13 protein-coding genes are annotated in these 13,188 nt (G+C 64.3%); 2 read left to right on the top strand and 11 right to left on the bottom strand.

Annotation, left to right across the window (positions count from 1 at the left end):
* Window positions 1-34 precede the first annotated feature (34 nt).
* The 3 genes from QXZ85_RS01105 to pobA all read right to left on the bottom strand — a co-directional run bounded on the left by QXZ85_RS01105 (window position 35) and on the right by pobA (window position 4,292).
* A complete protein-coding gene (locus QXZ85_RS01105; RefSeq protein ID WP_315707079.1) occupies window positions 35-1,063 on the bottom strand; it encodes a LacI family DNA-binding transcriptional regulator in 1,029 nt (342 codons plus the stop codon).
* 166 nt (window positions 1,064-1,229) lie between these two features.
* Complete coding sequence (locus QXZ85_RS01110; RefSeq protein ID WP_409977540.1) at window positions 1,230-2,849, bottom strand: tannase/feruloyl esterase family alpha/beta hydrolase; 1,620 nt, start codon at window positions 2,847-2,849, stop codon at window positions 1,230-1,232.
* 270 nt (window positions 2,850-3,119) lie between these two features.
* Complete coding sequence (gene pobA, locus QXZ85_RS01115; RefSeq protein WP_315707080.1) at window positions 3,120-4,292, bottom strand: 4-hydroxybenzoate 3-monooxygenase; 1,173 nt, start codon at window positions 4,290-4,292, stop codon at window positions 3,120-3,122.
* Between the two features lie 62 nt (window positions 4,293-4,354).
* Between pobA and QXZ85_RS01120 the strand changes: the two genes are divergently transcribed.
* Entirely contained in the window at window positions 4,355-5,260 is a 906-nt protein-coding gene (locus QXZ85_RS01120) for a helix-turn-helix domain-containing protein (protein WP_315707081.1), read from the top strand.
* Between the two features lie 118 nt (window positions 5,261-5,378).
* On the opposite strand, the gene QXZ85_RS01125 is transcribed toward QXZ85_RS01120, so the two are convergent.
* The gene (locus tag QXZ85_RS01125; protein ID WP_315741602.1) at window positions 5,379-6,497 is read right to left on the bottom strand and encodes an NADH:flavin oxidoreductase; all 1,119 of its coding nucleotides are present in this window, start codon (window positions 6,495-6,497) and stop codon (window positions 5,379-5,381) included.
* 105 nt (window positions 6,498-6,602) lie between these two features.
* On the opposite strand from QXZ85_RS01125, the gene QXZ85_RS01130 reads away from it, so the two are divergent.
* On the top strand, window positions 6,603-6,983 hold the full coding sequence (locus QXZ85_RS01130) for a helix-turn-helix domain-containing protein (RefSeq protein WP_315765492.1): 381 nt from the start codon (window positions 6,603-6,605) through the stop codon (window positions 6,981-6,983).
* A gap of 338 nt (window positions 6,984-7,321) precedes the next feature.
* Here the strand turns inward: QXZ85_RS01130 and QXZ85_RS01135 are convergent, their stop codons facing one another.
* From QXZ85_RS01135 to QXZ85_RS01165, 7 genes are read right to left on the bottom strand one after another with little or no spacing between them, the layout of a single operon-like run.
* Window positions 7,322-8,281 carry a Gfo/Idh/MocA family oxidoreductase gene (locus tag QXZ85_RS01135; protein ID WP_315741603.1) on the bottom strand — a complete coding sequence of 320 codons (960 nt, stop codon included), beginning with the start codon at window positions 8,279-8,281 and terminating at the stop codon, window positions 7,322-7,324.
* 1 nt (window position 8,282) lies between these two features.
* The gene (locus QXZ85_RS01140) at window positions 8,283-9,146 is read right to left on the bottom strand and encodes a class III extradiol dioxygenase subunit beta (RefSeq protein ID WP_315707085.1); all 864 of its coding nucleotides are present in this window, start codon (window positions 9,144-9,146) and stop codon (window positions 8,283-8,285) included.
* Window positions 9,146-9,535 (bottom strand): protocatechuate 4,5-dioxygenase subunit alpha, encoded by a 390-nt coding sequence (ligA, locus tag QXZ85_RS01145; protein WP_315769284.1) that lies wholly within the window; start codon window positions 9,533-9,535, stop codon window positions 9,146-9,148. Before ligA ends, QXZ85_RS01140 begins: the two co-directional genes overlap by 1 nt.
* A gap of 29 nt (window positions 9,536-9,564) precedes the next feature.
* The gene (locus tag QXZ85_RS01150; protein ID WP_315769286.1) at window positions 9,565-10,479 is read right to left on the bottom strand and encodes an amidohydrolase family protein; all 915 of its coding nucleotides are present in this window, start codon (window positions 10,477-10,479) and stop codon (window positions 9,565-9,567) included.
* A gap of 8 nt (window positions 10,480-10,487) precedes the next feature.
* Entirely contained in the window at window positions 10,488-11,426 is a 939-nt protein-coding gene (locus QXZ85_RS01155) for a DUF1932 domain-containing protein (RefSeq protein WP_315769288.1), read from the bottom strand.
* A gap of 5 nt (window positions 11,427-11,431) precedes the next feature.
* Entirely contained in the window at window positions 11,432-12,127 is a 696-nt protein-coding gene (ligK, locus tag QXZ85_RS01160; protein ID WP_315769290.1) for a 4-carboxy-4-hydroxy-2-oxoadipate aldolase/oxaloacetate decarboxylase, read from the bottom strand.
* 16 nt (window positions 12,128-12,143) lie between these two features.
* On the bottom strand, window positions 12,144-13,169 hold the full coding sequence (locus QXZ85_RS01165; RefSeq protein ID WP_315707090.1) for an amidohydrolase family protein: 1,026 nt from the start codon (window positions 13,167-13,169) through the stop codon (window positions 12,144-12,146).
* Between the last annotated feature and the right edge of the window lie 19 nt (window positions 13,170-13,188).

A 13,188-nucleotide genomic window follows, 5' to 3' on the forward strand; every position in this document is an offset into this window, starting at 1 on the left:
TGGCGCGACCGAAGCGGCCGCAGGCCTCAACGGCTCACGGCAGATTGTCCCGCATCACGATGTCGATGCGGATCTTCTCCTGTTCGCTCAAGATCGGTTCGCCGCGCGCCAGCGCGAGCAGCACGCGCAACGCCGACCGCGCCTCATGGCCGGGGTTTTGCGAGATCGCGGCGTCCATCACGCCGTTCAACAGCAGCCGCCGCGTCACGATGGTGACGTCATGGCCGACGAACACCACCTCGCCGGCTCGCCCGGAATCGGCCAGCGCCTTTGCCACGCCCGGCGTGCCGGCCCCGACATTGTACAGGCCGATCATATCGGGATACTCCTTCAGCAGCCTCGTCGTGATGCGTTCTGAGCGATCATCGTCATCATGCCCCTCAACGACCGGCAATACTTCGAGTTGCAAAAATTCCGATGCCATGACTTGGCTGAAGCCGAAGATGCGCTCGGCATGGTCGCGCAGCCCCTGCGATCCCGCGACGATGGCGACGCGGCCCTTGCGTCCGCCGATGAAGCGGCCGACCAGCGCACCGGCGGTGCGGCCCGCGGCGATATTGTCGATCCCGACATAGTGATGTCGCCGCGACGACGGCACGTCCGACACCAGCGTCACCACCTTGACGCCGGAATCGACCAGATCGTTGACCGCCGCGCGCACACTCGGATGGTCGAGCGCGACCAGGGCGACGCCGTCGACCTGCCCGATCAGGCTCTCGAGCTTTGCGGCCAGCACCGCGGGATCGAACACGTCGGTCAGGACGGTATCGATGGTCAAGCGCCGCGCCGCCACCCAGCCGGTCATCTCGCCGAGATGCGACAAAATCTGCTGCATGAAGAGGTTGGCGCCGGACGGCATCACGAGGGCAAAGCGCCGGGCGCGGGCCCGTGCGAGTTCGGAAGCCGCAGCATGGGGGTGGAACGCGCTGCGTTCCATGGCGTCGCGCACCCGTCGCACCGTGTCGGGCCGGACCCCCGGTCGGTTGTGCAGCACGCGATCGACGGTGGCCAAGCTGACCCCTGCCTGCCGCGCAATGTCCCGCAATGTCAGCGGCGCGTTCATGCCTCTCCCTCTGGTTGATGACCTTATCCAGAAATTTGAGGTACGCAACTCATTTTTGAGGTTCGCGCGAACGCAGCCGCCGAGCAGCGACCAAAGGAAAAGGCGCGGTGGGAGCCCCACCGCGCCTTTCAATCGATCGCTCTTGATTGCTTTGGTTGCGGCCCGTTTAGGGCGCGCAGCTAAAGCTGCTCGCCGCTTCGGTCGGACCGGACGTGTAGTGCGGCCACGCCGGCCAGCGGCATAGCGGCAGGCCGCGCGTGGTGGCAAAGGCCGGCGCCTCGATCTTCTGTTCGACCACTTCGAGGTTATCCGGCGCCTTGCCGTTCTCGACCCAATCGACCAGCACGCTCAGCATGTCGACATTGGCCGGCGCACCGCTGCCAACATGATCGACGCCCGGCGCGGTATAGAGTCGGGCGAACTCCGCGGTCTCGGCCTTTCCCAGCTTTCGTTCCACGCTCTCGAAATAGCGGATGCCGGCGTAAGGGCTCTGCGCATAATCCGCCATGTGCTCGAGCATGATGAGCTTGCCGCCATGCGCGCGGAAGGCACTGATATCTGGATTGGTGGAGTCCATCAGGCTGGAGACTTCGAGCAGCCGCGCCTTGTGATCCTCCGGTCTGTAGGTGGTCACATCCAGCTTAGGATCGCGGGCGAAGACATATTGCATGCCGCCGGCGCCGAAGATCCAGGCGATGCCGTTCGCCGGGGTCGGTGGCTGCGTCGGTGCCGCCGTCCCGAGCCACCACGCCATCCAACCGCCGGCCGAGGCCGCAGGCGGTGTGCCCTCGCCCGAAACGCCCCAGCCGGGATAGTCGTCGAGACCATTGGCGAGCGCGAACGGAAACTGGTAGACGTCATGCAGCGTGTCGATGGCCTTGATCTGCGCGTCGTTGAGGCATTGGTCTCCGCTCTGCCCCACGGCGCAGCGCAGGGTCTCGGGCTTGAAGCTTGCCTTGCAGGCCACCGCGTTCGCGACCAGTCCGTCTTCCGCGCCGTCCGCCTTGTCGCAGGCCTTCAGCACGGCTGCGGCAACGAGCTTCACCTGAGCCGGGTTGATCCAGCCCTCCCCCATGGTCACCAGGCCGCTGCGCGTTCCCGCATGTTGCAGGCCGACCCAGTTGATCACGGGCACGCGCGCGAAGATGCCGTCGAAATCGTCGGGATAACGCTGCGCCATGGTCAGCGCCTCGCGGCCGCCTTCCGAGGAGCCCATGAAGTACATCTTGGTAGGCCGCTTGCCGTAGGCCCGCTGCATTAGATCGACGGCAGCGTCCCGCACCTTCTTGTAGGCGGCGTGCGCGAAATTCTCGAAGGCTTCGTCGTTGAGCGCAAAGGTCTGCGGCGGCTCACCCGGCTTGGCCTCGTGACCGGAATCGGTGCCGTAGGTGACAAAGCCTCGCGCCAGTGGGGAGGACTTGTCAAACGGATAGGCAGGCGGCAGGCCAAGGCCCGAGATCAGCACCCCGTTGAAGCCGCCGCCGCCATATTGCAGCGAGCGCCCGTTCCAATCGGCAGGCAGATTGACCTCGAACTTGATTGGCGGCGCATTGGCGTCGCGCGGGGCAATGTGACCGAGCACCTTGCAGAAGGCGGGATTGGCTGGAGAGATGCGCGCCGCAGGCGAGCCGGCCTTCTCTGCCACCGACAACGTCGACGGCGCTTGCATGGACGCGGAGTCGATATGCACAGATCCCTGTGCCGGAGCAGCAAGCCCGCTGCAGGTCGCAGCCGCATCGCCGACGAAACCATCGGCCTTCACCGGTGAGACCGCCACAGACAGCATCAATGCTGCGCCGCATGCGCGCGGCGCGCTCATCCGTATCATCTCGTTTCCTTCCCCTGTTTGTCCGATCGATCGTCGGGCATTTGTCACTGGCTCGCAGTGGCAGTGATATCTTGTCCATCCTTGGGACGACCCACGTTCGGCGGGCTTCTCAGGATGGGACTTCGTCGACATGCCAAACCTCATGGCGAGGGGCGTCGCATTCGCGACGCCTCTCGAACCATGAGGCCAGCATCAGCAATTTAGAGATTTAGCGTTCGAAGCACAAACTCAGAACGGCAGACCGACATAATTCTCCGCCAGCGATCGTTGCGCCGCTTCCGAGGAGAAGAGATAGGCGACGTCGGTGTCCTGCAGCTTGTCGTCGTAGGGCAGACGGTCGGGGAAGCGATGCAACAGCATCGTCATCCACCAGGAGAAGCGTTGCGCCTTCCAGATCCGCGCCAGGGCCCGCTGAGAATAGCCGTCGATGCCCTTGTCGTCGCCCTTTTTGTAGTGATCGACCAGCGCGTGATAGAGGTAGTAGATGTCGGAGGCGGCCGAGTTCAAACCGCGCGCACCGGTGGGCGGCACGATATGGGCGGCATCGCCGGCCAGGAAGAGGCGGCCATAGCGCATCGGCTCGGCGACGAAGCTGCGCAACGGCGCGATGCTCTTCTCGATCGACGGCCCGGTGATCAGCTTTGCGGCCACTTCCGGCGGCAGGCGGCGCTTCAGCTCCTCCCAGAACGCATCGTCGCTCCAGCCTTCGACCGTGTCGGAGAGCGGCACCTGAATGTAGTAGCGGCTCAGCACCTGGGAGCGCAGCGAGCACAGCGCGAAGCCGCGCTCATGCTTGGCATAGATCAACTCCGGCGACACCGGCTTGGTGCGGGACAGCACGCCGAGCCACCCGAACGGATAGACCCGCTCATATTCGGTCAGCTTGTCCTTCGGGATCGACTTGCGGCTGACGCCATGGAACCCGTCGGCGCCGATGATGTAATCGCAGTCGACCCGAATGGTCTCGTCGCCGACGCGATAGGTCACGTAGGGGTGGTCGGAGGCGATGTCATGCGGCGTCACGTCGGCGGCATTGTGCACAACCTTGCCGCCGAGCCGGTCGCGCGCCTCATAGAGATCGCGGGTCAGCTCGGTCTGGCCATACACCATCACCGAATTGCCGCCCGAATATTTGTGCAGGTCGACGCGGTCGAGCATCCCGTCGTGAGCGATGAAGAAGCCGTGATGGATCTCGCCCTCCCGGTCCATCCGCTCGCCGCATTGCGCCTCGCGCATCAGCTTGGCAAAGCCGTGCTCGAGCACGCCGGCGCGAATGCGCGACAGCACGTGCTCGCGGCTGGATTTCTCGAGGACGATGGTGTCGATGCCCTGCAGATGCAGAAGCTGCGACAGCATGAGGCCGGACGGCCCGCCGCCGATGATGCACACCTGGACCTTCATTGTCTCCTCCTGCTGCTGTTGTTTGCTCTTGGACAAATTGATCCAGTTTTTCGCTGGATTGAATGGATCAAACTCGCTTTGTCTTGTACAAATCGAACATGACCCGTCGGCTGCCCCATCCGGCCTCGATCCGCACCTATAACCTGTTCGGCGAAGCCGGCGACCTGCCGGACGTTGTGCATTGCGAAACCATTGCCGCACGTTCGCAGCTGCATGAATGGGAGTTCGCCCCCCACCGGCATGCGCGGCTGCATCAAATCCTCTTGGTCGAGAAAGGCAATGGGCAGGCCACGTTGGACGGCCGCGCCCATCCATTGAAGGCGATGCGGGCCGTCAATGTTCCGAGCGGCCACGTCCACGGCTTCTCCTTCACGCCGGGCATGCAGGGCTTTGTGCTGACCATTGCGGTGGAGATGCTCGACGAGGCGCTGACCCCGGCGGAAGGCCTGCGACGTGCGCTTGCGGACTCCACCGTGATCCGGGCCTCAACGCAGATGCGCGACCTGATGCGCCAGATCTACAAAGAATATAGCGCGCGGCATTTCGCACGCGCGCACATGTTGCGCGCGCTGTCGGCAGCGCTCCTCGGGCTCGTTGCACGTGAGCTGGCCGATGAGAGCACCACGCACAGCGCGGGAAGCACGGACCTGTTCAGGCGCTTCGAGACTCTCTTGGAGCGGCACTTTCTCGATCACTGGTCGGTGGCAGATTACGCCAAAGCGCTTTCGATCACGGCCACCCATCTCAGCCGGCTGACGAAGGCGGCAACCGGACATGCCGCCTCCGAGCTGATCCAGGAGCGCATCGTGCGCGAGGCGCGGCGCAATCTGGTCTACACCAACCTCTCGGTGTCGACGATCGCGTATGAACTCGGCTTCAACGACCCCGCCTATTTCAGCCGGGTGTTTGCCGGCGCGACGGGACTTTCACCGCGGAGCTTTCGCGAGAAGGTGGTGAAAGGCGGGTGAGCCCCAGCGAACTCCATCTCCGCGGTCCGCTTGCACCCCCGAGCGTTGGCCGCAGCGCGACCAATCGCGATTGAACGAAGGGGGCGGGCCGAACTGGCCCACCACCCAGACTTGCCGTTCAGGCCAGCTCCCTCAGATCCGCCGCATCGAACCCCTTGAGGTCCGCCTTGTCGCCGGACTTGATCTTGGCGACCCATCCGGCATCGCTGATCAGGGCGCGGCCGACCGCGATGAGATCGAACTCGTTGCGCGCCATCCGCTCGAGCAGATTGTCGAGATCGGCGGTCGTGGACGGCTTACCCGCGAAGGCGCCGAAGAAGTCGCCGGAGAGGCCGACCGAGCCGACGCTGATGGTGGCGGCCCCCGTGATCTTCTTGGCCCAGCCGGCGAAGTTCAGGCCCTTCTCGCCATCGATCTCCGGAAACTCCGGCTCCCAGAAGCGGCGCTGCGAGCAGTGCAGGATATCGACGCCCGCATCGACCAACGGCTGCAGCCAGTCCGCCATACGCTCCGGCGTCTCAGCGAGGCGCGCGGCATAGTCCTGCTGCTTCCACTGACTGACGCGCAGGATGATCGGAAAATCGGGGCCGACGGCGGCACGAATGGCGGCCACGACCTCACCGGCAAAGCGCGACCGCTCCTTGATCGTCGCGCCACCATAGCGGTCCTCGCGCTTGTTGGTGCCGGACCAGAAGAACTCGTCGATCAGATAGCCGTGCGCGCCGTGAATCTCGACCGTATCGAACCCGACGCGCTTGGCATCAGCGGCGGCCTTCGCGAAGGCCGCAACGGTGTCGGCGATGTCCTGTTCGGTCATCGCCTGGCCGCGCGGCTTGTCCGGCGCGAACAGTCCGGATGGGCTTTCCACCGGCGCGTCCGGCTGCCAGCCGCTCATGCCCTTGGTCGAGCCGGTGTGCCAGATCTGCGGACCCATGCGGCCGCCCGCAGCATGAACGGCGGCAGCGACGCGCTGCCAGCCCGCGAGAGCCGCCTCGCCATGGAAGAAGGGGATGCCCGGCTCATTCCTGGAGGCCGGACGATCGACCACGGTGCCTTCGGAGAGGATCAGCCCGACTTCGCCCTCGGCGCGACGGCGGTAATAGGCGACATTGGCGTCGCCGGGGACACCATTCGGCGCCGCGTTGCGCGTCATGGGGGCCATGACGATGCGGTTCTTCAGCTCCAGCGTTTTCAGACGAAAGGGCCGAAACAGAACGCTGGTATCGAGGTCGGACATTCGAAAGAGCTCCATTGAAAACGGAGCGAACCAAGTATACTTCGTAAACCTTCTGTCAATAAGGCACTCCAAGTCGCTCAGGTATACGCGAGGACACCGCGCATGATGCTGAACTGCAAACCGCAGCACTTCTCATCGGAATGTCCGAGCCGCGTGCTGATCGACCAGATCGCCGACAAATGGTCGATGATGGTGCTGGCGGTGCTCGATGCGGGACCGTTGCGGTTCAACGCCATCAAGAAGCAACTCGAGGGCGTCACCCAGAAGGCGCTCACGCAATGCCTGCGGCGGCTGGAGCGCAACGGCTTGTTATCGCGCCAAGTGATCGCGGATTCGCCGGTCGCGGTTCAATACGAGATCACGCCGCTCGGGCGCACGCTGCAGCCACCGTTTCGCGCGCTCTATGCCTGGACCATCGCCAAGCTGCCGGAGGTCGAGACGGCACGGCAGGCGTTCGATCGGCGCCTAGCACGAAGCCGCAGTTGAGTGTGTGACCGGCCTCCCGCCGGCGGCTATCGGGAGAAGGTGCCGAAGGGAAATAGCGGACCAATACAGAATTAGAATCATCACGGCCGCAGCGGGCCTGCTGGGCTCCCCTCCCCCTTGCGGGGAGGGGTTGGGGGGTAGCCACAACCAGCGATGCCTGCGGTCCGCCCTCCCCAACCCTCCCTCACAAGGGGAGAGGGAGCGCACTTCCCACGCTGCAACAGACGTAGGGTGGGCAAAGCACCGCCGTCAGGCGGCGCGTGCCCACCGTCTCGCCTCATCGCAAAATAGCGGTGGGCACGCTTCGCTTTGCCCACCCTACGAACGCCATTGACAGCTCAGCCCTGCGCGAGCTGCTCGTCGAGATCGTGCAGCACCTGATAGCACGGCAGCACTTGCGCGACTGAGGCATTCGGCTCGCGGCCTTCGCGGATGGCGGCGAAGAACTCACGGTCCTGCAGCTCGATGCCGTTCATGGAGACATCGACCTTGGAGACGTCGATCTTCTCCTCCTTGCCGTTCACGAGATCGTCGTAGCGGGCAATGTAGGTGCCAGTGTCGCCGATGTAGCGGAAGAAGGTGCCGAGCGGGCCGTCATTGTTGAAGGACAGCGACAGCGTGCAGATCGCACCGTTGGCCGCCTTGAGCTGGATCGACATGTCCATCGCGATCCCGAGCGCGGGGTTGATCGGCCCCTGCACCGCATTGGCCTTCACGATCGGCGACCCCGCCTGATAGGCGAACAGATCGACCGTGTGCGCGGCATGATGCCAGAGCAGATGATCGGTCCAGCTGCGGGGCTGGCCGAGCGCGTTCATGTTGGTGCGGCGGAAGAAGTAGGTCTGCACGTCCATCTGTTGGATGTGGAATTCGTCGGCCTTGATCTTCTTGTGCACCCATTGATGGCTCGGGTTGAAGCGGCGGGTGTGGCCGCACATCGCGACCAGCCCGGACTTCTTCTGCAGCTCGACCACCGCCTGGGCATCCTTGAGGGAGTCCGCCAGCGGAATCTCGACCTGCACGTGCTTGCCGGCCTTCATGCATTCGATCGACTGCGCCGCATGCATCTGGGTCGGCGTGCAGAGGATCACGGCGTCGACCTCCGGCAGCTTCAGGCTGTCGGCGAGCTCGGTGGCGACATGCTTGATGCCGTATTTGTCGGCGACTTCCTTGGTCGGCTCCAGCCTCCGGCCGACCAGCGAGACCACCTCGACGTCAGCGATGTTCTTGATGCCGTCGAGGTGCTTGATACCGAACGCACCGGCGCCGGCCAGTGCGACCTTGATCGTCTTGGCCATATCAGTTGTTCTCCAGAATCAGATGGCCGACCGCGGTGTTGCTCGCCGGCACATGATAGAAACGGTGGCGCACGGTCGGCGCCTTGCCCTTGTTGGTGTCGCTGACATCGCTCATGGCGCCGCGCGCGATCAGCCACATCACGAGCTCGATGCCCTCGCTCCCGGCCTCGCGGACATATTCGATGTGCGGCACCTTCGAGAGCCCCTCGGGATCGCTGATCAGCCGGTCCAGGAACTTGTTGTCCCACTCGCGATTGATCAGGCCGGCGCGCGGACCCTGCAGCTGATGGCTCATGCCGCCAGTGCCCCAGATCTGCACGTTGAGCGGCTCGTCATAGGTCTCGATCGCCTTGCGGATCGCCTTGCCGAGCATGAAGCAGCGGCGCCCCGACGGCACCGGATATTGCACGACATTGACGGCGAACGGGATCACCGGGCACGGCCAGGCATCGACCTGGCCGAACACGAGGCTGAGCGGCACGGTGAGGCCGTGATCGACATCCATCTTGTTGACGATGGTGAGATCGAAATCGTCCTGGATCACCGACTGCGCGATGTGCGCCGCGAGCTTCGGATGGCCCATCACCTTCGGCACCGGACGCGGACCCCAGCCCTCGTCGGCCGGCTGATATTCGGCGGCGGTGCCGATCGCGAAGGTCGGGATCATCTCCAGGCTGAAGGCGGTGGCGTGATCGTTGAAGACCAGGAACACGACGTCCGGCTTCTGCTCCTTCTCCCATTGCTTGGTGAAGTCGTAGCCCTGGAACACCGGCTTCCAATAATCCTCGCCGGTCTTGCCGAGGTCGAGCGCGGCGCCGATCGCCGGCACATGCGAGGTGTAGACGCTAGCCGAGATATGGGCCATCACTTCTTCTCCTTGGTGTAACGGTTGCCCTCGACCGAGCGGCCACCCTTCACCATCATGTCGCGGTATTGGTCTTCGGTCATACCGGTCATGCTGCCGGCCATCTGCTGGAAGCTCTTGCCGTCGGTGGCGCCGATCTTGGCCAGGAAGTAGATATTGCCGCCGAGCGCAATGCAGCGATTGAGATCGCGATCCAGCACCGCCTGCTTCTGCTCTTCCGTCATCGGCCATTCGTCGAGATAGGCGCGCTCATTGGCCTTGAAGCGGGCGCGGTTTTCCGCCTTCATCAAGGACATGCAGAACTGATTGAGGTGATAGCCCATCCGCGACATGTCGGCGTCGAAGATGGTCGTGCCGGGAACGTCGGTATAGGGTTTGTCGAGCGACATCGATCGTCTCCTCGTTAGGATTCTTCGCGCTAGGATTCTTCGGGCCAATAGAGCCGCATCGGGTTCTCGACCAGGAGCTTCTTCTGCAGCTCCGGCGTCACCGCGATATGCGGAATGAAATCGACCAGCAGGCCATCGTCGGGCATGTGACCCTTCAAATTCGGATGCGGCCAGTCGGTGCCCCACAGCACACGATCCGGGAAGGTCTCGACGATGCGCTTCGCGAACGGCACCACGTCGCGATAGGCGTTCTGTTCGCCGTCCAGCGCCGTCGGTCCCTTCACCGACAGCCGCTCCGGGCAGCTCACCTTGGACCAGACATTCTGGTGCTCGCGCATGAATTTCACGAACAGCTCGAACTCCGGACCATCGACCGGCTTGGTGACGTCAGGGCGGCCCATGTGGTCGACCACGACGGTGGTCGGCAGCGCGGTGAAGAAGTCCCACAGCTCCGGCAGATCGACCGCCTCGAAATAGATCACGACATGCCAGCCGAGCTTACTGATGCGCCCGGCGATCTCGTTGAGCTCGTCCTTGGGCGTGAAATCGACCAGCCGCTTGACGAAGTTGAAGCGGACGCCGCGCACGCCGGCCTCGTGCATCGCCTTCAGCTCGTCGTCGGTGACGCTGCGCTTGACCGTGGCGACGCCGCGCGCCTTACCGTTGGCATGCACGAGCGCATCGACCATGGCGCGGTTGTCGGCGCCGTGGCAGGTCGCCTGCACCACGACATTGCGCGCGAAGCCGAGATGATCGCGCAACGCGTAGAGCTGATGCTTGGACGCATCGCACGGGGTATATTTGCGCTCGGGCGCGTACGGAAATTCGGCGCCGGGTCCGAACACGTGGCAATGCGCGTCGACGCTGCCCGCCGGCACCTTGAAGCGCGGCTTCGACGGACCTTGATACCAGTCCAGCCAACCCGGCGTTTTCTGAAACTCCATAACGTCCGTTACTCCTTGGACTTGATGTTCTTGAGAATGCGGTCGGCCTCGGTGCGCCAGTCGGGGCTGCGGGCGAACTCTTTCGTGCCGCGTTCGCCGAACAGGCCCTCATCGGCGAGATCGGCGACCCAGGCCTGACGCTCGGCGGTGCCCTGCGCCGACCACGGCGTCAGCCCGGCCTCGCGCACGGTCTCCGCGACCTCCCTCACCTCTTCGGCGCGACGACGGCCGTGCTCGATCACGCGCTGGAAGAAATAGGCGCCCTGCTTCTCCCAGTCGATGCCGGGAAACGTCTCCTGGAGCGAGGCCAGCACCGCGTCCTCGACGCCATAGGCGCGTGCGGTGGTGAAGCTTTCGATGACCATGGCCTCGAGGCCCTTGATCATGATGCTGCGGCACATCTTGGTCGCCGAGGCGACGCCGAGCTTATCGCTGGCGGGCTTGGCGGCGAAGCCGAGATCATTGAGCAGCGGCGCCAGCTCGCGCGCACCGGGGCCGCCGAGCAGCAGCGGCACCTTGATCCGATAGGGCGGCACCGAGGTCATGACCGCGCCCTCGACATAGCGTCCGCCGGCACCGTCGATCAGCGCAGCCGCGCGCTGCTTGGCGCCGGGCGAGGCCGAGTTGAAGTCGAGGAACCAGGCCCCCTGCTTCACTGTGTCGGCGCAAGCCTGCGCCACCGGCACCGCCTGGCTCGCGGTCACCGCCGAGACGATGAAGTCGGCTTGCGCCGACAGCGCGGCATGCGAGGCCGCGAGCGTCACGCCGATGCGCGCGGCGTGCTCGCGCATGGCATTCCCGCGCTCGTCGCGCAGCTTGACGTCATAGGCCGACACGCGCACGCCGTCCCTGCGCAGGTCCTCGGCGAGGATCTTGCCGACCTCGCCGTAACCGACGATCCCGACATGCCACTGGTTCGAAGGATTCGGGTTGGAGGCGCTGGTCATGGTGCTCAATCGATATATTTGAGTCCCGCCTTCGCCAGCGGCTCGCGCATCTTGTACATGTCGAGCCCGAGCACGCCGGAGGCGAGCTTCTCGCGCTTGTCCGCCTCGTTGGCCTCGCGCGCAGCGGCGGCATCCGCGGCCTGATGCGCCACCGCGGCCGGCACCACCACGATGCCGTCGACATCAGCGACGATCACGTCGCCGGGATTGACCGAAACGCCGGCGCAGACCACCGGGATGTTGACCGAGCCGAGCGTCGCCTTGACGGTGCCGCGCGCCGAGATCGCCCTCGAGAACACCGGGAACTGCATCTCGGTGAGATCTGCCACGTCACGCACGCCGCCATCGATCACGAGGCCCTTGGCGCCGCGGGCGCGAAAACTGGTCGCGAGCAGATCGCCGAAGAACCCGTCGGTGTTCTCGACCGTGCAGGCCGCGACCACGACGTCGCCGGGCTGGATCTGCTCGGCCGCCACATGCAGCATCCAATTGTCGCCGGGCTGCAGCAGCACGGTCACCGCCGTGCCGCACATCTTGGCGGTGGGATAGATCGGCCGCATGTAGCATTGCATCAGGCCGACGCGGCCCATCGCCTCGTGGATGGTGGCGACGCCGAACTGCGACAGCTTCTCCACCGCCGCCTTGTCGGCGCGGGTGATGGTCTTCTTGACGATGCCGAGATTGTTCATGGGAGTGCTCATATCCGCGGTCCCTAACTTACTTGCCTTTGGCCTTCAACGCGGCGTCGAGCCGCGGGAACACCCGCCGCGCATTGCCTTCGTAGATCTGGTGGCGCTGCTCGGCCGTGAGCTTCGCGCCCTCGATATAGCGCTTGGTGTCGTCGTAATAGAAGCCGGTCTCGGGATCGATGCCCCTGACCGCCCCGATCATCTCCGAGGCGAACAGGATGTTGTCGACCGGGATCACGCCCGTGAGCAGGTCGATGCCGGGCTGATGATAGACGCAGGTGTCGAAGAAGATGTTGTTGAGCAGGTGATCCTTCAGCAGCGGCTTCTTCAGCTCCTGGGCGAGGCCGCGGAAGCGGCCCCAGTGATACGGCACCGCGCCGCCACCATGCGGAATCAGGAACTTCAAGGTCGGGAAGTCCTTGAACAGGTCCGACGTCAGGCACTGCATGAACGCGGTGGTGTCGGCGTTCAGGTAATGCGCGCCGGTGGTGTGGAAGCAGGCGTTGCAGCTGGTCGAGACATGGATCATCGCGGGGATGTCCAATTCGACCATCTTCTCATAGATCGGATACCAGTGCCGGTCCGACAGCGGCGGCGAGGTCCAATGCCCGCCCGAGGGATCGGGGTTCAGGTTGATGCCGACGAAGCCGTACTCCTTGATGCACTTCTCCAGCTCGGGAATGCAGGTCTTGGGATCCACGCCCGGCGATTGCGGCAGCATCGCCGCGCCGATGAAATTGTCCGGGAACAGCTTGCTGACGCGATAGCACAGCTCGTTGCAGATCGCGGCCCAGGTCGAGGACACCTGGAAGTCGCCGATATGATGCGCCATGAAGCTCGCCCGCGGCGAGAAGATGGTGAGATCGCTGCCGCGCTCCTTCATCTTCTTCAGCTGGTTGGCCTCGATGCTCTCGCGCAGCTCGTCGTCGCTGATCTTGAGCTCGCTGACCTTAGGCGCAACGGACGGGTCCTTGATGCCCGCGATCTGCCGGTTGCGCCACTCCTCCAGCGCCTTCGGAGCCGTGGTGTAATGGCCGTGCACGTCGATGATCACGTCAGTCTCTCCCTAACCT

The organism is Bradyrhizobium sp. SZCCHNGR1005, from assembly GCF_032489995.1.
GTDB lineage: Bacteria > Pseudomonadota > Alphaproteobacteria > Rhizobiales > Xanthobacteraceae > Bradyrhizobium.

Bases quoted from the DNA above. Each gene is read 5' to 3' on its own strand.
- QXZ85_RS01105 (WP_315707079.1), bottom strand. From the start codon at position 1,063: ATGAACGCGCCGCTGACATTGCGGGACATTGCGCGGCAGGCAGGGGTC.
- QXZ85_RS01110 (WP_409977540.1), bottom strand. From the start codon at position 2,849: ATGCTGTCTGTGGCGGTCTCACCGGTGAAGGCCGATGGTTTCGTCGGC.
- pobA (WP_315707080.1), bottom strand. From the start codon at position 4,292: ATGAAGGTCCAGGTGTGCATCATCGGCGGCGGGCCGTCCGGCCTCATG.
- QXZ85_RS01120 (WP_315707081.1), top strand. From the start codon at position 4,355: ATGGATCAAACTCGCTTTGTCTTGTACAAATCGAACATGACCCGTCGG.
- QXZ85_RS01125 (WP_315741602.1), bottom strand. From the start codon at position 6,497: ATGTCCGACCTCGATACCAGCGTTCTGTTTCGGCCCTTTCGTCTGAAA.
- QXZ85_RS01130 (WP_315765492.1), top strand. From the start codon at position 6,603: ATGCTGAACTGCAAACCGCAGCACTTCTCATCGGAATGTCCGAGCCGC.
- QXZ85_RS01135 (WP_315741603.1), bottom strand. From the start codon at position 8,281: ATGGCCAAGACGATCAAGGTCGCACTGGCCGGCGCCGGTGCGTTCGGT.
- QXZ85_RS01140 (WP_315707085.1), bottom strand. From the start codon at position 9,146: ATGGCCCATATCTCGGCTAGCGTCTACACCTCGCATGTGCCGGCGATC.
- ligA (WP_315769284.1), bottom strand. From the start codon at position 9,535: ATGTCGCTCGACAAACCCTATACCGACGTTCCCGGCACGACCATCTTC.
- QXZ85_RS01150 (WP_315769286.1), bottom strand. From the start codon at position 10,479: ATGGAGTTTCAGAAAACGCCGGGTTGGCTGGACTGGTATCAAGGTCCG.
- QXZ85_RS01155 (WP_315769288.1), bottom strand. From the start codon at position 11,426: ATGACCAGCGCCTCCAACCCGAATCCTTCGAACCAGTGGCATGTCGGG.
- ligK (WP_315769290.1), bottom strand. From the start codon at position 12,127: ATGAGCACTCCCATGAACAATCTCGGCATCGTCAAGAAGACCATCACC.